Here is a 22,124-nt window from a genome sequence, read left to right as displayed (position 1 = left end):
GGCCGATATCGGCCCCTGCGACGCGATGAGCCGATTTCGCGTCACCTACGACGGGCCCGCGCTCGAATCGTCCGAGATGGACGTGCGCGAACTCGCGCCCGCGCTGCTCGCCTTCGGCGATTTGCTCGATGCGTCGACGCGCGCGCTGTGCGGCGATCAGGTCCGGCCGCAGGTGAACGTGCGCGGCAGCTTCAAGACCGGCAGCTTCGGCATCGACTTCGCGCTCGCGACCTGCTGAGCGGCAACGAAGGCACGGCGCTCGCCAATGCGGTCACGATCCTGACCGCGCTCGGCATCGCCGCGCCAAGAGCGAGGAGCGGGCTTTTCGCGGTCCTCAAATGGCTGCGCGGACGCGAGATCACCCAAGTGCGAATGCAGGACCACACCGCGGTGCTGCACGTCGACGGCGACGCCCTCGAAATCGATCTGCCCGTGCTCACGCTGCTGCGCGACGTCCGCGTTCGCCATGCAACCGCGCAAGTGCTTGCGCCGCTCGCGCGCGACGGCATCGAGATGTTCGCGGCCGGCACCGACACGGAGGTGTACGAGACGGTCACCCGCGACGAGATGGCATGGTTTCACGCGCCCGAGCCAACCGCTGCGCTCCTGCTCGACGAGCATCGCAAGATGGCGTTCTCGATCGTGTCGCTTGCGTTCAAGGACGACAACAAATGGCGGCTGTACGACGGCACGTCGACGATTCACGCGACGATCACGGATGCCGGCTTCCTGTCGCGCGTGAACAACAGCCAGATCAGTTTCAGCAAGGGGGACGTGCTCCTGTGCAATGTCCGTATGCAGCAGTGGCAAACTTCGGACGGGGCAAAAACCGAGTATGAGGTCACGGATGTCCTCGAACATCGCCCGGCCGGCCCGCAGATTCCGTTGCCGGGCCTGTGATCCACGTCGAAGCCTCGCGCGCGACGCAACCGCTCACCACTCATGAAACCGGCGATCCATCTGCGTACTGCCTCCCGGGAAGACCTCCCGTTCCTGCTGATGCTCCGTCGGCTCACGATGACCGAGCACCTGCAGCGCGTCGGCGCGCCGACCGACGATGAAGCGCACGACCGGCGCATCCGCGCGAACTTCGACGACGCGATGATCGTCTGCGAAGGCGCCGACGCCATCGGCCTGCTGAAGGTGACGCGCGCGGCCGGCGAATGGCACGTCCATCAGATCCAGATCCATCCCGCGCGCCAGCGGCAGGGAATCGGCGAAGCCGTACTGCACGCGCTGCTGACCGACGCCACGCATGCGCGCGTGCCGGTATCGCTCAGCGTGCTGCACGGCAACCCGGCACGGCGGCTCTACGAGCGGCTCGGCTTTCGCGTCGCATCGGAAACCGACACGAGCGCGAACATGATCTGGCGCGCGTGACGCCCCGTGCTTCGACGCCGTCGCATTATTGCGTGATCTTCGCGTCCTTCAGCAGATTGCCGATCATCTGCGCACTCGCCTTCTCGGCCGCGATCGCCTGCAACTGCTGCCGAAGCGTCGGCTTCACGGTTTCGAAACCCGGCACCTGCGTCGGCCGCTTCGCATCCAGCTTCACGATCGCCCGCACGCCATCGACCGGAATCGAATCCTTCGTCACCGCGCCGACCGTCAGTTTCTCGAGCGCCTGCGCGACCGGCAGCGGCAACCCGGCCGTCCTGCCTTCCGCTGCCGGCGTGTTGAAGCTCACCCACGGCAGCTCGCCGCCGGTATCCCGGCTCGGCGCCATGCTGTACTGGCGCGCCAGCCCGTCGAACGACTTGCCCGCTTTCAGCTCGCTCAGCACGGTCGCCGCCGCGACCGGATCCTTGACGACGATCACGCGCGGCTTGTATTCGTTCTTGCCGAGCGCGGCGACGAGCTCGTCGTAGCGGGCCTTGACCTGCTCGTCGGTCACCGGTTCCGGCTTCACGTTGTCGCGCAGGTACAGTTGCACCTCGGCCGTCACCTTCGCCTGCTGCATCGCCGCCTTGACCTCGGGCTTGTCCGCGTAGTTCGCCTTTTCGGCCGCCTGCTGAACCAGCACGCGCGTGATCAACTGGTTCTTGATCGCCTGACGGATCTGCGGCGAATCGGGCTGCCCGGACGCGCGCAGCAGCGTATCGACGTCGGTCTGCGTGATCGGCGTGCCGTTGACGGTCGCGACGGTCGCCGCCGTCTGTGCGTGAGCAGGGCCGCCCAGTGCGCCGGCCAGCGCGACGATCGTCAACAGGCGGTACGGTGTCGTTTTCATTTTCATCGGGTTGTCGCTTCGAGCATAAGAAGCGCGGCAGGCAGCCGCCGCGCCCGTTCATCGGACACGCCCGCGCAGCATCCGCGGGTGCCGCCGTCATTGTGCACGGAACCGCATTGGTGCGTCGGGAGGTTGAGCCGGCCGACGCGGCGCGGCGCGCATCGCGCGCACCGTCGATTGCATGCGCATTGGGCAACAATCCCGCAAGAAAGTCGATCTATTCGCGACTTCGCGCGTGTACGGCCGCCGCTCGACGCGGCCGCACGTTCAGCCCGTCACGGCGTCCACCGATACACGGTGATGCTGTTCCCCTTCACGTTGTTCTTCATCACCACGTACTCGCCGTTGGACCGACGGTATGCCCGGATGCTGTACATCGCATCGATCGCGCTGCTGGTGTCGACGGTCGCGGGGCTCGTGTTGACCAGCGTCGTATCGAGATTGCCGGTGGTCAGATTGAACGCGTCGACGTTCGGCCACAGCGGCCCGCTGCTGCTGAACCAGTAGCCGACGAACAGGTGGTTGCCCACCGCGTCGATCGACTTCGCGCCGCTGTGCGGCAGCGTGATCACCGGGTCCGGCTTCGTCGTATTGCCCGCGCGCCAGCCGTGATACACCTCGATGCGCGTGCCGATCGACGTCCAGTCGTTGCTGCCGAGCGCGCCCTGCGCGAGCACCATCGTGTCGCTGTCCGCGAGATAGACGATGCGCGTGAGCGGCTGGATGCTGGCCGGAATGCGGGTCGCGACGCCCGGCCCCCACGACGGCTTGCCGTTCGCGTCGAAGCCGGTCAGCGGGTAATGCGTGATCGCGCCGGTCTTGTCGAGGCCGGCCCATACGCCGCCCTGGCTGTCGAGGCTGAAGCCGCCCGTCACGCGCTGCGTCGTGTTGAACGCCGGGCCCGGAATCGAGCCGTCCGGAATCGCGACGTAACCGTTCGCCGCGTCGAAGTGATAGAAGTAGAAGATCGGTGGATTCTGGCCGGCCGCGACGAGGATCCGGTTCGCGCCGACCGACGTGAGCAAGCCGAAGTGTTCGTCGCGCTGCGTATCGCTCATGTTGATGCGCGGGTCCGACGGATACGTGAACGGATCGACGGTGTTCGCGACGAACTTGCCGCCCGCGCTGCCGCTGTATACGTGCGTGCTGCCGTAGAACAGCGCGCCGTCCGTGACCGGGTCCGGCGCGGCGATGCCTTCGAAGTTCAGCGACTGCAGCGTCCAGCGCAGATTGCCGCCGCTGCCGTACGCATGAATGTCGGTCGCGCCGTTGCGGCCGAGATCCCAGCTGCCGCCCCACGGGTTGTTGAGCACATAGAGGTTGCCGCCGCTGTCCTTGCCGATCCCGACGATGCGCGTGAAGCGTTGCGGGCCGACCTGCCCCTTGATGCCCGTCGTCGTGTCGAGATAGCCGCCGCGTACGCCGAACGTGCCGGCCAGCGCGGGCCGGCCCGAGATCGAATAACGCTTGATGTTCTGGTCGGGGCCTTCGTCGCCCACCAGCAGTTGCCCGGCCGCCGCATCGACATACAGCGCCGACGGGTGCGAGCCAGCCGGCATCCGGATCGTATTCAGCAACGCGCCGGCCGGGCTGAAGCCGACGATCGAGCCCGCATTCTTCTGCGCGACCCACACGTTGCCTGCGCCGTCCACCGCGAGCGCACCCGGCGCCGACACGCCGATGTCCCGCTGCCACACGCCATCGGTGGTGAACACGCGCACCCGATTGCCGTAGAAGTCGCTCGCATAGAGCAGCGAGCCGGCCGTCGCGAGCCCGGTGACGACATCGATACGCGGCTGGTTGGTCGCCGCGCTGATCTGGATCACGCGGTCGCGATACTTCGTCGCGCGGTTGTAGCGCCCCACCGCGCCGCTGCCGTATGTCTTGCCGGGCTGCAGCGCGACGAACAGCGACGTCGCGTTGCCGGTGATCGCGCTGCCCTGGAATTCCGAATGCGCGCCGATCGAGCCCATGCTCTTGCCGTTCTGGTAGATCGCGACGCCGCCTTCATCCTCGTCCCACATCGACGCCGTGTAGATCACGCCTTCGGGCGCGACCCACATCGAACGTGCGACGTTGCCGACGTGGGCGGCGAGCGTGCCGTAGGTATTGGCGATCCAGTCGGTGGTATTGCCCGCGTATCCGGCCGGCGCGATCGTGGCAATCGCGGCGGCGAGCAGCGCGGCCTGAATCGGTTTTCGGGCGACCATGGCGGATGCTCTCCTGAATGGTGGCGTCATGCACATGAAGGAACGGCCGGATGGCTTGAAAACCGGTCACACGTAAATACTTCCGCTGAATCATCCGGCCCGGTCGGTATTACATCGGGGCGCGCATTCGCTACTCGGCCACGCCGAGCATAACTTCATATAAATCGAAAAAAATTGCGGACCGCCCGAACAGGCGTGTGTCGCCGATGCAGTGAATGTTCACTTACCGGCACGATTCGAAATCGGGAAAATCCGGTTTTTGCCCGCAGGAATAACGCCGCCGAGTCGGGTGCGACGTATCGATACGGCAAAGGCGGATAGAACGGGGGTTGATTCGGCGAATCGGGTAAATCGCCGGATGCGGTCGAGGGAATGACCGGCGGAGCGTGTCGCGCGCCGGCCGGAATCCATGTCGAATCCCGGCCGGCTCACATCAGTTACCAGGCGAGGACATCATGCGGACGTCGCCGTCTCCCGCACTTGCGCCTGCTCGAGCCCGGCGTCGCCATCCGAATCCGCGTCGTCGCGCGGCTCGCCAAGCTGCCCTTCCCACTTGGCGACCACCGCCGCCGCGATCGAATTGCCGACGGCGTTGGTGGCCGAGCGCCCCATGTCGAGGAACATGTCGACGCCCATGATCAGCAGCAATCCGGCTTCGGGCAGGTTGAACTGGTTGAGCGTCGCCGCGATCACGACCAGCGACGCGCGCGGCACGCCCGCCATCCCCTTCGACGTCACCATCAGCATCAGCAGCATCGTGATCTGCGTGCCGAGCGGCAGATGGATGCCGTACACCTGCGCGATGAACAGCACCGCGAACGTGCAGTACATCATCGAGCCGTCGAGGTTGAACGAATAGCCGATCGGCAGCACGAAGCTCGAGATCTTGCGGTTCACGCCGAAGCGGTCGAGCGCGTCCAGCAGCTTCGGATACGCGGCCTCCGAGCTGGCCGTCGCGAACGACAGCAGGAACGGCTCGCGGATCAGCCGCAGCAGCGTGAACGCACGCTTGCCGAGGAACGTCACGCCGGCCAGCGTCAGCACGGCCCACAGCAGCGCGAGCGCCAGATAGAAGCTCGCCATGAACTTCGCGAACGTGAGCAGGATGCCGAGCCCTTCGGTCGTGATCGTCGACGCCAGCGCCGCGAACACCGCGACCGGCGCGAACCCCATCACCGCACCCGTCACCTTCAGCATCACCTGCGCGAGATCGTCGATCACGGCGGTCAGGCGCTTGCCCGCTTCGCCGAGCGCGGACAGCGCGGTGCCGAAGAAGATCGAGAACACGACGATCTGCAGGATTTCGTTGTTCGCCATCGCCTCGGCGATCGACTTCGGCACCAGATGCACCACGAAATCCTTCAGCGTGAACGCGCCCGTCTTCAGGTTGAGCGCCGCATCGGACGGCGGCAGCGGCAGGCTCAGGTGGCTGCCCGGCTGCAGAAGCGTCGCGGTCAGCAGGCCGAGCAGCAGCGACGTGAACGACGCGATGAAGAACCAGCCGAACGCCTTGACGCCCACGCGGCCCACCGCGCTGCCGTCGCCCATCTGCGCGATGCCGACGGTCAGCGTCGCGAATACCAGCGGCGCGATGATCATCTTGATCAGGCGCAGAAACACATCGGACAGCAACGACACGTAACCGGCGACCTCCTTCGCCATCTTCGGGTCGGGAAACGCGCTGTGGCAAGCGTAACCCACGGCGATACCAAGAATCATCGCGACAACGATGTACTTGGTAATGTTGTGCTTCTTTTTCATTAGTGATCCAAATTACAAAGCATGTGTTGCCAACGGCTGGCCAATCATTCGCGTCCGGCTGCGAATCGAAACCCGTGTCGCCATGCGGGCGACCTGTCCACTTCGGGCGGTCGCCAGGGCGAACAGGGGGGGGGCATTCTAACGCAAATGGTGCGCCGGCTTTCAAATCTGAAAGCGACATCGGTTGATTTGCGTCGTGATGTCGCCGCGAAAGGGCTTGTGTCGCGGTCCGGCCCGCTTTCCGCGCGGCCGGATGCCGGCAATTTCACGTTGCGGGGAAGGGCCGGTCGGGATCATCGTGCCGGTCGCGATCGCGAGAGATCGTCACGCACCAGGCGACACGATCCAGCGATCGCGACACATTCGCACAAAGATGCGCAGACCTCGACACTACGTCACGTAAACGATCTGTAATATTTGGAAATGATTCGCGTTGCCGCCATGTCTTGACGTCGACACGCAATCTCGAGCCGGAGACGCGGCATCGCGTTCGCGTCATTGCTTCCGTTCCATCAGGTCGAGTCCTTCATTTCATCAGTAATCCTTTTAAATGAAGGGCGGAGAAAAAGCCGCATCGTGATGAACATTCTGTACACCAACTTCCACGGCGATTATGGCGGCGGCCAGGACACCTACGTTCGCGATCTCGCCGTCGCGATGAGTCGCCATCACCGCGTGACCGTGGCGTCGCCGCAAGGCAGCCGCCTGTCGAGACTGTTGAAGGACAGCCCCGACGTGCGCATCTTCGACATGGAATTCAAGCCACGCTGGAACCGGCTGTGCCGGGAGATCCTGCGGCTGCATCGATTGATCGTCACGGAGCGCTTTGACGTGATCCACGTGAACGGGTCCGCCGATCACCGGCAGGTGATGCTGGCGCTGCTCGCGTGCAGGTATCGGCCCGCGGTCGTGCTGACCAAGCACAACACCTATCGCGCCGACAGCTTCGGCAATCACTTGCGCGCGCGGCTGGCGACCGACCATACGATCGCGGTCAGCGACTACGTCGCGAGCATGCTCGCGCTGCGCTCGCCGTACGGCAACGTCACGGTCGTCAAGCACGGCGTACGCCGGCCGGCCGCCGAACGACTCGCGGCCGACGAGATCCGCCGCCGCAAGATCGCGCTGTTCGGCGCGGCCGGCGCGGATGCGATCGTGCTGGGCAGCAGCGCCGGCACCGCGCCCGAAAAAGGCTGGATGGACCTGATCGCCGCGCTCGGCCGCCTGCCGGAAACCGAGCGCGAGCGGTTTCGCGTGCTGCTGGTCGGCGCGGAGCCGTCCGGCGAGCAGCGCGAGCAACTCGCGCGGCACGGCATGGCGTCGCGCACCGCGTTCACCGGACGGCTCGACGATGTGCGGGTGCCGTTCTCGATCATCGACGTGTCGTTCGTGCTGTCGTACCACGAGAGCCTGTCGTATGCGTGCCGCGAAGCGATGTCGCTCGGCTGTCCCGCAATCGTGACGCGCGTGGGCGGGCTGCCCGAGAACGTCGAACCGGGCGTGGACGGCTGGGTCGTCCCGCCGCGCGAGCCCGCGGCGATCGAAGCGATCCTGCGCGCGATCGTGCAGGAACCCGGCTGCGTGCGTGCGATGGGGCGCAGCGCGCGGCTGAAAGGCAAGCGCGAATTCTCGTTCGACGCGTTCGTCGACGCGACCTTGTCCGTCTATCACAAATCGATTCGACACAACCCGTCCCGCTGGCTGACCGCCTTGAGATCGACGAAATGGCAATGAATATCTGGAAGAAGTACTGGGACCTGCGCACGCAGGAATGTCCGTGCGACGTGCACTTCGTCGAATGGCTGGAATCCGTGCGCCTCAAGGGCATCCGCATCTATCACTTCGGTACCGGCGGACACCACCATGTCGGCGTCGAATGCGCGCGGCCGCATCTGAACAACACCGTCTTCGGCGTGACGGCGTCGCCGAAGGAATACAAGTCGTATGTCGATCTCGTCACGCGGCAACCCGAGGTGAGCAAGACCTACCTCGCGTATTTCGGCGACATCTATACGAGCAATTCGAGCCTGCTGCCGACGTTCGACGCCGTCACGCTGTTTCATCTGTGCGAGTTCCGCGACGAAACGAACAGCCGCTACGGCGCGAAGACCGACGAAGCGGTGCTCGACCTGTTCGCACGTCATACCGCGCCCAATGGCCACTTGCTGTTCTACAAGGGCTCGTCGGCCTACCGGAAGGCCGAGCCGATCATCGCGCAGTGGGCCGCTCGTGCCGATTTCACCGAGGTCGGCGACTTCAAGACCCTGCGGATTTTCCGCAAGGCCGCGTAACCCCGCTTTCCTGCGATCCGCCTGATGCTTGCGCACACCCCACGCTATCCGATCCTGATGTATCACCAGATCCGCCCGCTGCCGCCGCCGACCGACCGGCTGCGCAGCCTGAGCGTCGCGCCCGACGCATTCCGCCGCCAGATGACGCTGTTCAAGCGGCTCGGCTACCGCGGCCTGAGCGTGCGCGAACTGCAGCCGTACCTGCGCGGGGAGCGGCAGGGCAAGGTCTTCGGCATTTCGTTCGACGACGGCTTTCTCAACGTGCTGACGCATGCGATGCCCGTGCTGGACGCGCTCGGGTTCACCGCGACCTGCTATTTCGTCGCCGGCCGGTTCGGCGGTGCGAACGACTGGGACGCGGGTGCGCCGACCGCGCGCTCGCCGCTGATGACGTGCGCGGACATGCTCGCGTGGCGCGATCACGGCCACGAAATCGGCTCGCATACGCTCGATCACGTCGCGCTGTCGCATGTGTCTGCACCTGTCTCGGCGTTTCAGTTGACCGAATCGAAGCGGCAACTCGAAATGCTGAGCGGCCAATGCGTCGAATCGTTCTGTTATCCGTACGGCGATCTCGACGCACGCGTGCGCGATCAGGTCATCGCTGCCGGTTACGACAATGCGACGACGACCCGGCGCGGATGCGCAGGCGCGGCCGACGATCCGTTTCTGTTGCCGCGGATTCCGGTGGCGGGCGGGGTCGGGGCGGTGAGGCTGTGGTTCAAGTGTGTGAAGGGGCGGGTGGGCGCGCTCGGGTAGCATGCGCCGTTGCCGGTGTGCGGGCCCAACCATCGCCCGTCCACCGACACGCCGACACCCGTCCGTGCAGCGCCGACACATGGACGCGCCACCGCACGATCGAGCCGGCGATCGGAACACCGACGCCGCGGATGGCGCACGCGCATGCTGCGTCAGGTACGCCAGCGCATCATCGATCTTCAGATGCATGCGACGCATGAATCTACGACGTGCGACCCTCCCCCGGCCCGCCCTTTGCGGTCGTGGTGGCCGTAACGAAAAATGCGTTCATCCGACGAATCTGGTCGGCCTGTGGCCGGCTGTCGATCGGGCGTTCGAATCGCGATGGTTCGCGGGCGGGCGCGGATCCGACATCACGATCGCGCTTACACATGCGCCAGACGTTTCCGGACGCCGACGAACGCCGCGCCGGCCAGCACGATCGAGCCGCCGTAGAACAGCAACGCCGTGATATCCGTTCCCAGCCGGGAGAACACGAATCCGACAGCCAGCATGCCCAACCCGAGGCCGGTGCGTTCCGCGACGTACGACACGCCGATCACGCGATCCCGCGATGCCGACGGTGTCGATTGCAGCAGCGAGTAGTAGACGGTTTCCGTTGCGGCGTCGAACATGCCGGCCAGCCATGCAAAAGCCAGCATGCCGGACATCGCGCGCACCTCGAACACGCCGAGAAAGCATGCGAACGTCAAGATCAATAGAGCAATGAAATACGGCTCGAGCGGCCGACGACGTCGCTCGAGGCGTTCGAGCACGCGCGGCGTCGACGCGGCAGACATCAGCCGCCCGATGCCCCAAGCCGCCATCAGCCAGCCGTACAGCAACGCGGGATGCTGCTCATCGAACAATTGCGACCGGATCGGAAAGCCGACGTTGTGCGTACCGGAGCCGAACGCTTCGATGAAACGCGCACCGATCACCAGCATCGCGACCGCCGACAGCGCGCGCGCCGCCCGCGGCAATATCCCCTGGCCGGACGATGTCGAGTCGGCAAGCGGCTGCCGGCGCGGCATGCCGCCCACCAGCATCAGAAACGACCCGGCGGAAATCGCAAACGTGATCGAATCGATCAGGAATACGCTCTTGTAGCTCAGGTACTGCGTGACGACGGAGGCGATCAGGCTGCCGCCGACCACCGACACGCCGTCGGTCGCGCTCAGGATCGCGTTGAAGCGATGCCGCCCTTCCTGCCCGACCATGTCCGGCACCTCCGACATGATCGAAACGCGGTACATGCCCTGGAACAGGCCGATGAAGAACGGCGCGACGTAGATGAGCGCCGTATCCGCCGCACGTGACGAAACGGCCAGCACACCGATCGCCAGTGCACTGCCGGCTTCCGCCGAGAAAATGACGGTGCGTCGCGAAAACCGGCCCAGCCTCGGCACTGCGGCACCTCCGGCGACCGCGCCGAGCAGCCGCGACGCCATCGTCAGTCCGAGCAGTGCGGCCGATCCCGTGACCTCGAGCGCGTACGTCGCCAGCACGATGCCGATCATCGTCGAACTGATGTCGGAGATCGTCTTGAACGACAGCCACGCGTATAGCTGCGCCAGCGATGTCGAAGCGCGCTTTTCCGGGACCAGCTCGGATTCCATGACAAGGCGTCTCGCTGAGGTAAAGGAGATCAGCAGCGCGCCCGGAACGTGTGTCGGCCTGAAGGCGCTTGCCGAATGGCATGTGCATTTCGGCGTAAAGCATAGCGTCGTTCACGACTGCGGTGTGGGGAAATGTGTCGATGGTTGTGTCCACAACGCCATCCCTCTCAGACACCAGAAACCTTTACGCACCCGCGGCACGTATATTCCAAAACCCTGTCCCCGCAGAAGAAATCCGCGCGCCGCAGCGGTACGTTCGGATCGGGCATGCGAATGTAATGTGATTGCGGCGCACCGAAAGCACTTCGACCGCTCGCGGGGTGCGCCAACGGGTGCATTCACATTATTACTTCCGGATTACCAATTATTGCAAGATCCGATGTATGGAGACTTTTGCTGACAATGTCCGATACTGCCTGCAGTAAACGCCGGGCAAATTCCTTGAATCCCCGCCGACAGCGTAAATCTGCGAACCGGCACCCTTTGCTGAACGAACCGATGAGGCCCGCCCGGGGGAATAGCCTTCGGCGCCCTGCCGATACTGCTCCGCAACAATGCCCGCGCATCGTTCGTGCCAGGAATCCGCGCAGGACATGCTGCACGCGCCCGTTCGGATCGAAGCAGCGTTCACGTCGGGAAGGTGAATGCCTGCGCGCCGCCAGGCAATAAGAAATGGCGAAAATCGGTCGGAGACGAACACAAAACGGACGTCCAAATAATATTGCAATTACAAACTGAATTACGAATCGCCGATTTCTGGTAATTTTAGCGCCGATACATGATTTACCTATCCGGCAAGTTGGCTGCATGCGCTGGCATTGAGCGCGGCCGTATCCCGAACCGGACTGCGTCGATCGCACCCGCCCGGGATCGGTCCGTCACTCGCGAAAGCAACCGATATTTCCTCTTCCGGCGCCGCTGAATCTTCGCATGCTCTTGCTGACGTGATCTCACGCAATCTCGAAGCGGTGCCATGGCAAGGTTTGAGATAACGACGGGGGCTGGTGACGTGGACGCGTTCGTACGGAGCATCTATCGGCCGTACAACACGCTCCCCGAGCAGATCGAGTCGATCATGCGAGCGCTGCTGGCGCGGTTCGATCTGCGACGCGCGTCGATCCGGCTGCGCGGGTTCGGCGCGCTGCGGCTCGAACGCGACGGCGAAGCGACCCGCTGCATCTGGACCGCCGTCGAACCGGACAACGTGGAGCTGGACTCGCCGCCCGAAACCGGCTGGTCGTGCTTTCCGTTGATCTATGCGCGCGAGCGGCTGGGCGATTTACAGTTCCACGAGTGGGGAAACAGGGCCGACGCCGGTGCATACGAGACCTGGGGAGCGCAACTCGCCCGCCGCTGCGCGTTCCTTTACATGCGCTACGAAATGCAGCGCTGGGCGCTGCAGCGGCTGCGTCGCGCGCTGCTGCTGATCGGGAGCTCGGAACGGCTCCACGAGGTCGAGCTGTTTGTCGAAAAGGCCTCGCACAGCATGCTGCCGGTGCTGTTGACGGGCGAGTTCGGCACCGAGAAAACCCTGCTCGCGGCGGCCCTGCATTGCTGCGGGCCGCGCCGCGACGGGCCGTTCGTCGAGATCAACTGCGGCGATCCGGCCGGCGAGCCCGATCAGTGGTTTCGGCTCGCCGCCGGCGGCACGCTGTTCTTCAATGGCATCGACGAGCTTGCACCGCGGCTTCAGGGGCAGTTGCCGCAATACATGCACTCGCGGCTCGGCCAGTGGCTCGCTGCACCCGATGCCACCGAGGTGCGCGTGGTTGCGTCGGCGACCTCGGATTTGCGGCATGGCGTGGCCGCCGGGCGGTTTTCACGGTCGCTGCTGGCCGAACTCGATTTCCTGTCGGTGATGGTGCCACCGCTGCGCGTTCGCCAGGACGATATCGCGCCACTCGTGATCGCCGCGCTTGAACATCACGGGCATGCGGCAACGCAACCGGCGATCGACGCGCTGGTCAGCGTGTGCGTCGCGTACGCATGGCCGGAAAACCTGTTCGAGCTCGAGCGCGTGGTCGCACGACTGGCCGTGATGACGGACGGCAAGGCGATCGAGCACGCCGACATCGAGCGCTACGTACCGTGGATCGCGCCGCCTGGCACGGACCTGCCGCGCGAAGCGGGTAACGATGTCGTGGCTCGCGCCCCGCAATGCATGACCGGCATGGAAGGCGGCACGCCGGCGCCCGCCGTCGCACCGTCCCATTGGGTCCGCTACGCATTGACTCGCGACGGCGTCGATGCCCACCATCTTCACAAGGCACTGCGCCGGGCGCTGACCTATCTCGGCGAGCACTATGCAAGCCCAATCTCGATGGAGGAGCTGGCGCGGCACGCTCACGTCAGCCCGTCACATCTGAGCTACCTGTTCCGCCAGTCGCTCGACACGGCATTCAAGCCCCTTCTGCAACGCATCCGCATCGAGAAATCGAAGGAACTGCTGACACGCGACAGCGGCACGCGCATCACCGACGTCGCGCTCAGCGTCGGCTTCGGCGACCTCAGCCATTTCGAAAAGAGCTTTCGGCGCATCGTCGGGATGAGCCCGCGGGAGTTCCGGCATGCCGACGCGGGGGCGGCGTGAGGGGCGAACGCCTAGACGTTGACATTGAAATACTTGATCTGCCTCGAGCCGATTTCCTGGCCTGGCTGGAGCGCGTACCCGCCGATCACAGCCCCGGTGCTGCCGCCAGAATTGCGAATCACGGTCTGGAAACCGAGGAAGAGCGGCAGTCCGAATCCCGCCGGCGCGGCGACGCCATCCACGATATTGCGCTGCGGTTGATACAGTACCCAGTCCAGCTCATCGAATTGGCCATTGGAGAACGCCTTCGTCGCGAGTGTCTTGCTCTTGTTTCGCACTGTAATTCCGGTGACTTCGTATGTCTGTATCAACAGCGCCTCGAGATCGATATCCAGGCCGAACTTCGGCGATGGCACCGTGCCGCGGGGATAACCATCCTGGACGGGCGACGTCAGCTTGTCGTCGATGAACGTGCTGACGAAAACGATCGAGATGCTGGAGAAGTCGACGACCCCGAGTTCGCGGGCCGCCTGCACTCTGCCGTCGAACCGGTCGCCAGCATTGCTGGTCACGCCGACATAAGCTGTGTTTCGGCTCGAGATGACGTACAGGAGCGGCTCGACCGGTGGAGGAGGATTGCAGACGACTTCGCCGCCTTGCGTCCAGACGAGACCCGACGGCGTGTCCGGTATACGGAATGTGATGAACATGACGGCTCCCGAATGGTTCGATGCCCGCGACGCATGCGCGGCGCTTTACTGTTGCGGTGTATCGGAACTCGCGGCGAGGACGGATGCCGTCGCCTGTTCCGCTCGCCGTACGGCGGCATCGACATCGCCGTCGAACGGAACGTCGGTCGCGCCGGACGCGCCCATCGCGGCAGCGTCATCCGCGTAGTCGCCTTGCATCGAAGCCAGCGCGCGATCGGTCTGCGCGACCGCGTCGACGGCGTCCATGGCGCTCTGCAACGAGCCGGCGACCGCATCGGTCTCGCGTTCACGCGACATGCCGGCCTCGATCGTCGCGAGCGCCTGTTCCACCGGCAAGTCGCCCGTCTGTTGTGCCAGCGCCTCGGCGATCGAGGCGACCACCGACGAAGATTTCGATGACCGTTTCATGCCTGTTCTCCTTGTCGCGGCGCCGTGTCGGCGTCCCGGGTTGACGGCGCGCGGCCGGACGTGTTGAGTGTGCGCAACGACTCGATCAACGCATCCTCGGCCTGCGCCATCAATTGCCGGGCCGTGTCGCGTGCCTGCTCGCGGATCGCCCCGATCGCCTCGTGAACGTTCGACGCAAGCGACGATCGGTCGATCGCCGCGCGCGGTGCGAGCGCGTCGACACCGGGCGGTATCGGGCGCTCGCCGGCGGCAGCAGCCGGGACGGTCGCGGCGGGCGTGCATGAGGGCTGATCGCCATTGCCTTCGGGGTTCGGATTCGTCATGGGTTGTCCTGGGACGGAGAGGGAGAAGGAGGCGCCGAAGACGACGCAGCCGGCACGAGGTCGGCACGCTGCGGCCGCCGCGTGCCGAAGTCCACCAGTGAAATCACGCCCTGGCTGCTCAGCTGCAATTCCGCGCTCAATTGCGCGTCGTCGATCGGGAACGAGCAGGTCGAGCCGTCCTGGCTCATACGGCCGTGCTCGATGCGATGCGATGCGAGAAACGCCTGGGCAGACTGCAGGTACGCATCGACGATTCGCTTCGCCGCGTCACCCGTTTCGCCGTCGTAGCGCGCCCGCCGCACGATCTGCTGCACGCCGTGCGACAGTCGAGCAAACCCGACCATCCGGCCGCGCGCGAGCCACTCTCGCACCACGGCCGCCACTTCGGATGGGCCGATGGGTGTACGCACCTGCGGGCAATCGAGGGTGCCGAACAGCACCGGCAACAGCGCCTGCATGGTGGCCGTCGCCGCTGCTTCGCGCTGGGCCGGCGTGGCGTCGCCGCCGAGCTGGCCGGTGCGATCGAGATAAAGCCGGTAGTAGTCGCAATACTCGTGAACGGTACGCGCCTGCGCCACCGCAAATGCAGCGGCTTCCCGCGACAGTGCCGCAGCCGTCGTCGATGCCTGGGACGCCGGCCGCGCCTTGCTCGACGCCTTGGCCGGCGCCGCCGATCGCGGCGCGTACGGCTCGTGGACCAGTGCCGAGAGCGCGAGCGCTTCGTCGAACGCGACGGCCTGGAACAACGGCGCCGACGCCACGCCGAGTTCGCCGAGCAGGCTCACCCCCGCCGCCAGTTCGTCGCCCGTGACGAGCTGGTGGCTGGCGAGGATCTGCCGAATCCGCGCGGCCGTCACGGCGGAGCTGTCGCCGCTCTCGGCCTCGCCAAGCGTGCGCAGGTCGGCCGCGGCGAGCGTCAGGAGCTTGACCGGACTGACCATCAGCCCGAGTTGCGGCAAGAGCGTGAACGGCGACGCATGCAATCCCTGCTGCACGGTCGCGACCAGTTCGGTCTCGTCGGCGAAGTCGTACCGCATGCCGGGGGCAACCACGGCCCACGCGAGCCATTCGAGCCCGCCATCGACGAACGCGAGTGCGAGCCGTCCAGCTTCGGACAGCGCATCAGGCAGCGGTATCGGCTTGCCGGCGACGGATACGGTCATGGGAAACACTCCTTGAAGTAGGTCGGCCTGTCTGCGCAACGCGCATCAACCCGCCGGAAAGCCCTTGAGCACCGACGCGGCGATCGAGCCGACCTGCGCGTAGTCCTGGGTCGCCGCCTGCATCATGTCCTGCGCATGCACCAGCGCCTCCGCGTATTTCTTGTCGCCGGTCGCGAGGAACTGCGCCATCGCGACGCCTGCGGCGGTGGTTGCGATGGTCGAGATATTGCGCAACGTGTCCGTCGCGTCCTGGATGGCGATCGCCGTCGACTGCGCGACCGACTGGTACGCCTTGCCCGCGCCGCTCGTCAGCACGACCTGAGGACTCATCGTCGCCAGTTGGCTCTGGTTGATGACGTCGATGATCTGCGAGTTCACCTTCGAGGGGTCCATGGCTGCTCCTTCAGTGGAATGAGTCGTTCAGCCGACAGCGCGGCCGGGCCTCAGGACTTCGCGGCCTGATCGTCCGCGTCGCCGCCGACGACGCCGTTGCCCGACGTGCCGTTACCTGTGTTTGCGCCGGCGCCAGTGTCGGCGCTCGTGCCGTCGTCGCTTCGTGCCGGGTGCTGCGCGTCCGGTTTCGCCAACCCGACCGCAAGCTGCTGCGCGAACCGGTCGAGCGTCTGCTCGGCTTGTCCCGCCTCCTGCGCCGCTGCCGTAGCCACCGTCCGCAGTTTGTCTACCGCAGCCCTGGCATCACCGAGCGCGGCCTCCCCGTCCCGCACCGCCGCCTTCAACTCGGCGGCGGGTGTAACCGGTTCATCGGGCCCGGGCAGCGGGTGCACGTCCGGCGGCAGCGGAGGAACGGGCTTGGGCGGCGCTGGCGGTGCAGGAAACGGCACGCCGAGAATCTTCGCGCAGGTGGCCGTCAGTGCAGCCGAGCCGATCATGCTGGCGCTCTGCTGCCGGTTCACGGCGTTGTGCATTGCCATGCCCAGCGTCTCCAGCAGAACGGCATCGAGCATGCCGAAGGCCTGCGAGGGTGACTGGCCGGTAGTCAGCGTGACAATGCTGCTGACCGCATCGACAATCTGGCTGTTGACTGTGCTGTCGTCGTTCGTCATGACTATGTGCTTCCGCTCAGGATGATCAACGCGAGTACGCGCGTGGTCGCCGCATTGGCGATGAGCTGCCCGCGCTGCTGGTTCGCGACGGCGTTCTGCATTGCGAGACCGAGACTGTCGGCCATGGCGACATACGTCATCGCCATGGCCCATGCCGGTGCCTGGCTCGCAGCGAGCGGCGGCCGGTCGCTAGCCATGTCGACCGTCGGCGCCGACCATGCGGTCCCGCCTCATGCCGATGGACTCGCGCTCGCTCGCCGCGCCTGCCGTGCGCGATTACCGCAGGCCCAGCACCTCGGCCGTCGCGACGCCGGTGCTGGCCGTATCGACGGTCAGCAGCGTGGAGACGGCCTGCGTGGTCGAAGCCTGCATCGTCACGTACGACTGCTGCTGGTTGCTGGTCGCGTTGTGCGCGGCGTTCGACAGCGCCTGGCTGGTCGCGACGAACAGATTGCCCATCGCAACCGACGGTGCATCGCCCAGCACCTTCGTATTGACCTGCGAGACGGAATCGGTAATCTGGCTGTTGACAGAGGTCGGAAATGCCATGATTTGTACTCCTATGCATATGGATTAGACAGTGGCGCTATCGCCAACGACATCCCGGCGTTAGCCGAGAATCTTCCTGGTTGCGGCTGCAGTGCTTCCGGTGTCGAGCGAATAGAGCAATGACACGCCCATCGTGGTGGCGGCCTGTGCCGTGACATACATCTGCTGCTGGGCCATCGTCGCGTTGTGCGCGGCATTGGCCAGTGCCTGCGCCGTTGCCTGATAGAGATTGCCCATCGCGACGGACGGCGCCACACCGAGCACCTGCGTATTGCTCTGCGTCACCGAATCGGTGATCTGGTCGTTGACGGCGGTTGGAAAGGCCATTTGCTCAACTCCTTCGAATCAACGGTTCTCGTGACGCCCTCAACTGCGAAGGATCTGGGAGGTCGCCGTGCCCGTCGTCGCCGTGTCGATGGAATACAGCGTCGCAACGCCCATCGTGGTGGCCGCTTGGGCCGTCACGTAGCTCTGCTGCTGCGCGTTGGTGGCGTTGTGTGCCGCATTGGCGAGGGCCTGCGCGGTCGCCTGGTACAGGTTACCCAGCGCGATTGCCGGCGCGTCGCCGAGCACCTTGGTGTTCGCTTGCGTGACGGAATCGGTGATCTGGCTGTTCACGGAGGTGGGAAATGCCATGTTGGGCTCCTCGGTAGGTCATGCAGCGGGTTCAGCGGCCCAGTCCGGGCACGCCCGTGCTGAGGATGTCCTTCGTCGCGACGCCGGTGGAAGCCGTATCGAGCGAATACAGCGTGGCCACCCCCATCGTGGTTGCTGCCTGCGCGGTAACGAAGCTCTGCTGCTGCGCGTTGGTCGCGTTGTGCGCTGCATTGGCCAGGGCCTGTGCAGTGGCCTGGTACAGGTTGCCCAGTGCGATGGCCGGCGCATCGCCGAGGACCTTGGTATTGGCTTGGGTAACGGAATCGGTGATTTGATCGTTGACGCTGGTCGGGAAAGCCATGTTCGCTCCTTGGATGAATGGTGGACTGCCGTTCGGCAGGACCGGTTTTCGGAACGAGCCATGTATCCACGACTCGACCCTTGGTGTGAATCGTAGTCAGAGGAATGCTCGAGGGAACGGCGTGCCCGATGGAAAATACGGGCAAGCTTGGGCGAAATGCGGCGCAACCCATGATCGGTCGGATCCGTGGTTTCGCGGCATACGCGGGGATGCCCGGTGCGGTCCGGCTGCGGGATGCGGTAGAAATCGCGATTTGCGGTGGAATCGACGACAGGTCCGTTCGCCATATGGGCTGCACGTGCCCTCGCATGCAGGGCCTGAAAACTGGCCTTTTATTCAAAGACAACATAGTGAGACTGCGGACATTTTTTTGAGAGACAACAGCAACACCCGAACAAGGGCCCCTCCCCACCTCCCCGTACCGGCGTTCGCCAACTCAACTGTACCGGTACTGTACAGAAGACCGTCGCTAAACTGATCTCCATCCCAGCCTCGAACCGAATGGAGAATCCGCGATGGAATTCCTCACCCTCAGCGCGCTACCCGCCGGCATGCTGTTCGCGCTCGTCACGACGATCACGCCCGGCCCCAACAACACGATGCTGCTCGCGTCCGGCGTCAACTTCGGTTTCCGCCGCACGATGCCACACCTGTTCGGCATCAGCATCGGCGTCGCGATCCTGATGCTCTGCGTCGGCTTCGGCCTCGGCGAAGTGTTCAAGCGCCTGCCGCTGCTGTACACGATCCTCGAAGCCGCGAGCGTCGCGTACCTGTTGTACCTCGCCTGGCGGATCGGCACGTCCGGCGAAGTGAAGGCGCACGGCGCCAAGCCGCGCCCGATGACGTTCATCGAAGCCGCCGCGTTCCAGTGGGTCAACCCGAAGGCGTGGATGATGGTGCTGACCGCCGCGACGACGATCCGCCTGTCCGCCGACTACGGAATGAACGCCGCGTGGATGTCCGTCGTGTTCATCCTGATCGGCTTCCCGTGCATCTGCCTGTGGGCCGCGTTCGGCCTCGGCCTGCGGCGCTTCCTGTCGAATCCCCGCGCGCTGCGCATCTTCAACGTGACGATGGCCGTGCTGCTGATTCTGTCGCTCTACCCGCTCATCGCGCACCTGCTGCCGCGCTGAGCCCTCGCAAGCCCGCCCGTTGAGCTTCACGTGATGCAGGCGTACCCTTTCGGTACGGGCGCGTGCAACCGCTTCGGCGGTTGCGCCGCCGCTCTGCATGGAGATTGCCGATGAAGCCAATGCTGAAAGCGGGCGAGCACATCGAAGGGATGCACTGGGTCGCCGAGTATCACCCGCTCACGCACGATATCCGCGTGCTGCGCGAGAACATCGAAGTCGGCACGTACTGCGCGCCGCCCACGCTGTTCGGCGACGAGGAAGGGATGGGCGCCGCGAACCACGACGATCATCGCGGCCGGGAAGCCGCGTTGCGCGCGTACCTGCGCAACTTCGTCAAGGAGCATGACGCGGAGGAGTAACGGTGCGACGGCCGAAATGTCGACGGGCCGCGAACGCGGCCCGGTCTGTCGTCGCGCGCCGGTCGGTCTGCGTGCGACCGGCCTGAATCGATCATGCTTGGGGCCGGTGCATCGCCCGGCCCGAACGCCGCTCAATGCCCGAGCGACTCGATCTTGCCTGCCGGCTGCGCAACGCCATGCGGCCGCGCCATCTGCTTGATCAGCAGCGCGACGCACGCGAGCACGCCCGCGACGGCAATCGTCGCGAACACCCCTGCGAACGAGAAGTGCCGGCGCGTCAGTTCGGCGACGAGGAACGACCCGGCGATCCCGCCGAACCGGCCGACGCCAAGCATCCACGCGACACCCGTGCCGCGCCCTTCGGTCGGATAGAACGCGGCGGCGAGCGCCGGCATCGACGACTGCGCGGTGTTCATCAGCACGCCGGCCACGAACACGACCAGCACCAGCAGCCCGACGTTGCCGGCCGCCTGCCCGATCGCATATACGCTCACCGCCGTCAGCGCGTAGCACACGGCGATCACGCGATTCGCGTTGAAGCGGTCCATCAGCACGCCGCACAGCACGGCGCCCACCCCGCCGAGCGGGAACAGCGCCGAGATCAGCGTCGCGCTCTTCGGCGCCAGGCCCGCATCCTTCAGCAAGATCGGCATCCAGTTGATCGACGCGTAGAAGATCACGAGCCCCATGAAGTACGCGAGCCACAGCATCACCGAGCCGACGATGTACGAGCGCGACAGCACGACGCCGAGGCCCTTGCCGCCGGTCTGCGGCGCGGCTTCGGTCAACGCGAACGAAGCGGCGTTCAGCGCGTCACGCGAGATGCGCGCGAGCGTCGCGCGGATCTTGTCGATGCCGTGGCCGTTCGCGACCATGAAGCGCACCGATTCCGGCATCTTCAGCAGCAACAGCACGCCGAGCAGCAGCGGCGTCACGCCGCCGAGCACCAGCACGCTGCGCCAGCCGAAATGCGGAATCATCCATGCGGCGAGGAAACCGCCGAACGCGGCGCCGAGCGGGAAGCCGCAGAACATCAGGTTGATCACGGTCGCGCGGCGCTTGTCCGGGCAGAATTCGCCCATCATCGTGACCGCGTTCGGCATCGCGGCGCCGAGCCCGACGCCGGTGACGAAACGCAGGATCGTCAGGTGTCCGATCGTGTTCGAGAACGCGGACATCAGGCACGCGGCGCCGAACAGGAACACCGAGCCGAGCAGCAGCGAACGGCGGCCGAGCCGGTCGGACAGCGGGCCGGACACGAGCGCGCCGCACGCGAGGCCGAACAGCGCGGCGCTGAGCACGGGCGCGAGGTCGGGCTTGGTGAGATTCCATTCGCCGAGCAGCGACGGCGCGATGAAGCCGATCGCGGCCGTATCGAAGCCGTCGAGCAGCACGATCACGAAACACATGAGGAACACGAGCCATTGAAAGCCGCCGAACGGCTGCTCGTTGATGAAGGTCTGGACATCGACCGCGGGTGCGCGATTCATCGCTAGTCTCCTTTTGTCGGCCGAAACGCGCGCGTCAGCGCCTTCCGGTCCCATGCAACGTTGATATATGCAAGCGCGGCCTCATGGCCGCGCCTTTCCTTCGTTCACGCACCGATTCGCTGCCGGTGCGCGCTTCATCGACGACGGCCCGCCAACCTCGGCGGGCCGCCCGATCGGATCACCGCCGGCCTTTAACCGGCTGCATCTTGCTCCTTGAAGATCTTGTCCGCGAGATGGAACGCGGAATTCGCGGCCGGCACGCCGCAATAGATCGCGGTCTGCAGCAGCACTTCCTTGATCTCGTCGCGCGTCACGCCGTTGTTGCGCGCGGCGCGCAGGTGCAGCGCCAGTTCCTCGCCGCGGTTCAACGCCACCATCATCGCGATGGTCAGCAGGCTGCGCGTATGGCGCGGCAGCCTGTCGCGGGTCCAGATCTCGCCCCATGCATAACGCGTGATCAGGTTCTGGAATTCGTCGGTCACCTCGGTGCGGTTCTCGAGCGAACGGTCGACGTGCGCGTCGCCGAGCACGGCGCGACGCACCTTCATCCCTGCTTCATAACGTTCCTGGTCATCCATCGCCGGCACC

The 22,124-nt window shown here is 65.3% G+C and carries 24 protein-coding genes and 1 pseudogene; 8 read left to right on the top strand and 17 right to left on the bottom strand.

What is annotated here, in order from left to right:
* Together WS89_RS34855 and WS89_RS21270 are read left to right on the top strand one after the other, a co-directional pair.
* Positions 1-900, top strand: a pseudogene (locus tag WS89_RS34855) (hypothetical protein); the annotation flags it as partial.
* Positions 901-942: 42 nt separating this feature from the next.
* The gene (locus tag WS89_RS21270; RefSeq protein WP_059503595.1) at positions 943-1,380 is read left to right on the top strand and encodes a GNAT family N-acetyltransferase; all 438 of its coding nucleotides are present in this window, start codon (positions 943-945) and stop codon (positions 1,378-1,380) included.
* A 25-nt stretch (positions 1,381-1,405) separates the two neighbouring features.
* Here WS89_RS21270 and WS89_RS21265 read toward each other — a convergent pair whose 3' ends face one another.
* From WS89_RS21265 to WS89_RS21255, 3 genes are all read right to left on the bottom strand, one after another.
* Complete coding sequence (locus WS89_RS21265) at positions 1,406-2,236, bottom strand: peptidylprolyl isomerase (protein ID WP_059793275.1); 831 nt, start codon at positions 2,234-2,236, stop codon at positions 1,406-1,408.
* A gap of 269 nt (positions 2,237-2,505) precedes the next feature.
* A complete protein-coding gene (locus WS89_RS21260; RefSeq protein WP_059793272.1) occupies positions 2,506-4,440 on the bottom strand; it encodes an SMP-30/gluconolactonase/LRE family protein in 1,935 nt (644 codons plus the stop codon).
* A gap of 453 nt (positions 4,441-4,893) precedes the next feature.
* Positions 4,894-6,201, bottom strand: coding sequence for a dicarboxylate/amino acid:cation symporter (locus WS89_RS21255; protein ID WP_059503589.1), 1,308 nt, complete (start codon positions 6,199-6,201; stop codon positions 4,894-4,896).
* 579 nt (positions 6,202-6,780) lie between these two features.
* On the opposite strand from WS89_RS21255, the gene WS89_RS21250 reads away from it, so the two are divergent.
* From WS89_RS21250 to WS89_RS21240, 3 genes are read left to right on the top strand one after another with little or no spacing between them, the layout of a single operon-like run.
* Positions 6,781-7,935: a glycosyltransferase gene (locus WS89_RS21250; protein ID WP_059793270.1), complete on the top strand. Its 1,155-nt coding sequence runs from the start codon at positions 6,781-6,783 to the stop codon at positions 7,933-7,935.
* Positions 7,932-8,492, top strand: a complete 561-nt coding sequence (locus tag WS89_RS21245) for a hypothetical protein (protein WP_059503585.1) — start codon at positions 7,932-7,934, stop codon at positions 8,490-8,492. The genes WS89_RS21250 and WS89_RS21245 overlap by 4 nt, the downstream gene beginning before the upstream one ends.
* 24 nt (positions 8,493-8,516) lie before the next feature.
* Positions 8,517-9,251 (top strand): polysaccharide deacetylase family protein, encoded by a 735-nt coding sequence (locus tag WS89_RS21240; RefSeq protein ID WP_059793267.1) that lies wholly within the window; start codon positions 8,517-8,519, stop codon positions 9,249-9,251.
* A gap of 365 nt (positions 9,252-9,616) precedes the next feature.
* Here WS89_RS21240 and WS89_RS21235 read toward each other — a convergent pair whose 3' ends face one another.
* Positions 9,617-10,849, bottom strand: coding sequence for an MFS transporter (locus tag WS89_RS21235; protein WP_059793266.1), 1,233 nt, complete (start codon positions 10,847-10,849; stop codon positions 9,617-9,619).
* 1,249 nt (positions 10,850-12,098) lie between these two features.
* On the opposite strand from WS89_RS21235, the gene WS89_RS21230 reads away from it, so the two are divergent.
* Positions 12,099-13,439, top strand: coding sequence for a helix-turn-helix domain-containing protein (locus tag WS89_RS21230; protein WP_257128197.1), 1,341 nt, complete (start codon positions 12,099-12,101; stop codon positions 13,437-13,439).
* Between the two features lie 11 nt (positions 13,440-13,450).
* Here WS89_RS21230 and WS89_RS21225 read toward each other — a convergent pair whose 3' ends face one another.
* The 11 genes from WS89_RS21225 to WS89_RS21175 all read right to left on the bottom strand — a co-directional run bounded on the left by WS89_RS21225 (position 13,451) and on the right by WS89_RS21175 (position 18,554).
* Entirely contained in the window at positions 13,451-14,089 is a 639-nt protein-coding gene (locus WS89_RS21225) for a hypothetical protein (RefSeq protein WP_059793262.1), read from the bottom strand.
* Between the two features lie 45 nt (positions 14,090-14,134).
* Positions 14,135-14,470 carry a hypothetical protein gene (locus tag WS89_RS21220; protein WP_059793260.1) on the bottom strand — a complete coding sequence of 112 codons (336 nt, stop codon included), beginning with the start codon at positions 14,468-14,470 and terminating at the stop codon, positions 14,135-14,137.
* Positions 14,471-14,493: 23 nt separating this feature from the next.
* Complete coding sequence (locus WS89_RS21215) at positions 14,494-14,820, bottom strand: hypothetical protein (protein ID WP_059793258.1); 327 nt, start codon at positions 14,818-14,820, stop codon at positions 14,494-14,496.
* The gene (locus WS89_RS21210; RefSeq protein WP_059793257.1) at positions 14,817-15,983 is read right to left on the bottom strand and encodes a hypothetical protein; all 1,167 of its coding nucleotides are present in this window, start codon (positions 15,981-15,983) and stop codon (positions 14,817-14,819) included. The genes WS89_RS21215 and WS89_RS21210 overlap by 4 nt, the downstream gene beginning before the upstream one ends.
* A 45-nt stretch (positions 15,984-16,028) precedes the next feature.
* Positions 16,029-16,376, bottom strand: coding sequence for a hypothetical protein (locus tag WS89_RS21205; protein WP_059793255.1), 348 nt, complete (start codon positions 16,374-16,376; stop codon positions 16,029-16,031).
* Between the two features lie 50 nt (positions 16,377-16,426).
* A complete protein-coding gene (locus tag WS89_RS21200) occupies positions 16,427-17,047 on the bottom strand; it encodes a RebB family R body protein (protein WP_059793253.1) in 621 nt (206 codons plus the stop codon).
* Between the two features lie 2 nt (positions 17,048-17,049).
* Entirely contained in the window at positions 17,050-17,244 is a 195-nt protein-coding gene (locus WS89_RS21195; protein WP_059793251.1) for a RebB family R body protein, read from the bottom strand.
* A 79-nt stretch (positions 17,245-17,323) separates the two neighbouring features.
* Positions 17,324-17,596 carry a RebB family R body protein gene (locus WS89_RS21190; protein ID WP_059793249.1) on the bottom strand — a complete coding sequence of 91 codons (273 nt, stop codon included), beginning with the start codon at positions 17,594-17,596 and terminating at the stop codon, positions 17,324-17,326.
* Positions 17,597-17,656: 60 nt separating this feature from the next.
* Entirely contained in the window at positions 17,657-17,923 is a 267-nt protein-coding gene (locus tag WS89_RS21185; protein WP_059793248.1) for a RebB family R body protein, read from the bottom strand.
* A gap of 39 nt (positions 17,924-17,962) precedes the next feature.
* A complete protein-coding gene (locus WS89_RS21180) occupies positions 17,963-18,232 on the bottom strand; it encodes a RebB family R body protein (RefSeq protein ID WP_059793245.1) in 270 nt (89 codons plus the stop codon).
* A gap of 31 nt (positions 18,233-18,263) precedes the next feature.
* Positions 18,264-18,554: a RebB family R body protein gene (locus WS89_RS21175; protein WP_059793243.1), complete on the bottom strand. Its 291-nt coding sequence runs from the start codon at positions 18,552-18,554 to the stop codon at positions 18,264-18,266.
* A gap of 515 nt (positions 18,555-19,069) precedes the next feature.
* Between WS89_RS21175 and WS89_RS21165 the strand changes: the two genes are divergently transcribed.
* Both WS89_RS21165 and WS89_RS21160 read left to right on the top strand, forming a co-directional pair.
* Positions 19,070-19,687 (top strand): LysE family translocator, encoded by a 618-nt coding sequence (locus WS89_RS21165; protein WP_059793239.1) that lies wholly within the window; start codon positions 19,070-19,072, stop codon positions 19,685-19,687.
* A gap of 110 nt (positions 19,688-19,797) precedes the next feature.
* On the top strand, positions 19,798-20,046 hold the full coding sequence (locus WS89_RS21160; RefSeq protein ID WP_059503567.1) for a hypothetical protein: 249 nt from the start codon (positions 19,798-19,800) through the stop codon (positions 20,044-20,046).
* Positions 20,047-20,177: 131 nt separating this feature from the next.
* Here WS89_RS21160 and WS89_RS21155 read toward each other — a convergent pair whose 3' ends face one another.
* Both WS89_RS21155 and pcaC read right to left on the bottom strand, forming a co-directional pair.
* The gene (locus WS89_RS21155; protein WP_059793236.1) at positions 20,178-21,536 is read right to left on the bottom strand and encodes an MFS transporter; all 1,359 of its coding nucleotides are present in this window, start codon (positions 21,534-21,536) and stop codon (positions 20,178-20,180) included.
* Between the two features lie 191 nt (positions 21,537-21,727).
* On the bottom strand, positions 21,728-22,114 hold the full coding sequence (gene pcaC / locus WS89_RS21150; protein WP_059793234.1) for a 4-carboxymuconolactone decarboxylase: 387 nt from the start codon (positions 22,112-22,114) through the stop codon (positions 21,728-21,730).
* Positions 22,115-22,124: the final 10 nt, after the last annotated feature.

Source organism: Burkholderia sp. MSMB1072 (assembly GCF_001524725.1).
Classification (GTDB): Bacteria; Pseudomonadota; Gammaproteobacteria; order Burkholderiales; family Burkholderiaceae; genus Burkholderia.
The sequence above is the reverse complement of the archived record's forward strand: the minus strand, read 5'-3'. Positions and strand labels throughout refer to the sequence as shown.

Excerpts from the sequence above, each read along its gene's own strand:
- WS89_RS21190 (WP_059793249.1), bottom strand. The coding sequence starts at position 17,596 with ATGGCATTTCCGACCTCTGTCAACAGCCAGATTACCGATTCCGTCTCG.
- WS89_RS21205 (WP_059793255.1), bottom strand. The coding sequence starts at position 16,376 with ATGGACCCCTCGAAGGTGAACTCGCAGATCATCGACGTCATCAACCAG.
- WS89_RS21160 (WP_059503567.1), top strand. The coding sequence starts at position 19,798 with ATGAAGCCAATGCTGAAAGCGGGCGAGCACATCGAAGGGATGCACTGG.
- WS89_RS21235 (WP_059793266.1), bottom strand. The coding sequence starts at position 10,849 with ATGGAATCCGAGCTGGTCCCGGAAAAGCGCGCTTCGACATCGCTGGCG.
- WS89_RS21245 (WP_059503585.1), top strand. The coding sequence starts at position 7,932 with ATGAATATCTGGAAGAAGTACTGGGACCTGCGCACGCAGGAATGTCCG.
- WS89_RS21180 (WP_059793245.1), bottom strand. The coding sequence starts at position 18,232 with ATGGCATTTCCCACCTCCGTGAACAGCCAGATCACCGATTCCGTCACG.
- WS89_RS21225 (WP_059793262.1), bottom strand. The coding sequence starts at position 14,089 with ATGTTCATCACATTCCGTATACCGGACACGCCGTCGGGTCTCGTCTGG.
- WS89_RS21185 (WP_059793248.1), bottom strand. The coding sequence starts at position 17,923 with ATGGCCTTTCCAACCGCCGTCAACGACCAGATCACCGATTCGGTGACG.
- WS89_RS21200 (WP_059793253.1), bottom strand. The coding sequence starts at position 17,047 with ATGACGAACGACGACAGCACAGTCAACAGCCAGATTGTCGATGCGGTC.
- WS89_RS21260 (WP_059793272.1), bottom strand. The coding sequence starts at position 4,440 with ATGGTCGCCCGAAAACCGATTCAGGCCGCGCTGCTCGCCGCCGCGATT.
- WS89_RS21195 (WP_059793251.1), bottom strand. The coding sequence starts at position 17,244 with ATGGCTAGCGACCGGCCGCCGCTCGCTGCGAGCCAGGCACCGGCATGG.
- WS89_RS21270 (WP_059503595.1), top strand. The coding sequence starts at position 943 with ATGAAACCGGCGATCCATCTGCGTACTGCCTCCCGGGAAGACCTCCCG.
- WS89_RS21210 (WP_059793257.1), bottom strand. The coding sequence starts at position 15,983 with ATGACCGTATCCGTCGCCGGCAAGCCGATACCGCTGCCTGATGCGCTG.
- WS89_RS21265 (WP_059793275.1), bottom strand. The coding sequence starts at position 2,236 with ATGAAAATGAAAACGACACCGTACCGCCTGTTGACGATCGTCGCGCTG.
- pcaC (WP_059793234.1), bottom strand. The coding sequence starts at position 22,114 with ATGGATGACCAGGAACGTTATGAAGCAGGGATGAAGGTGCGTCGCGCC.
- WS89_RS21240 (WP_059793267.1), top strand. The coding sequence starts at position 8,517 with ATGCTTGCGCACACCCCACGCTATCCGATCCTGATGTATCACCAGATC.
- WS89_RS21255 (WP_059503589.1), bottom strand. The coding sequence starts at position 6,201 with ATGAAAAAGAAGCACAACATTACCAAGTACATCGTTGTCGCGATGATT.
- WS89_RS21165 (WP_059793239.1), top strand. The coding sequence starts at position 19,070 with ATGGAATTCCTCACCCTCAGCGCGCTACCCGCCGGCATGCTGTTCGCG.
- WS89_RS21215 (WP_059793258.1), bottom strand. The coding sequence starts at position 14,820 with ATGACGAATCCGAACCCCGAAGGCAATGGCGATCAGCCCTCATGCACG.
- WS89_RS21250 (WP_059793270.1), top strand. The coding sequence starts at position 6,781 with ATGAACATTCTGTACACCAACTTCCACGGCGATTATGGCGGCGGCCAG.
- WS89_RS21175 (WP_059793243.1), bottom strand. The coding sequence starts at position 18,554 with ATGGCTTTCCCGACCAGCGTCAACGATCAAATCACCGATTCCGTTACC.
- WS89_RS21155 (WP_059793236.1), bottom strand. The coding sequence starts at position 21,536 with ATGAATCGCGCACCCGCGGTCGATGTCCAGACCTTCATCAACGAGCAG.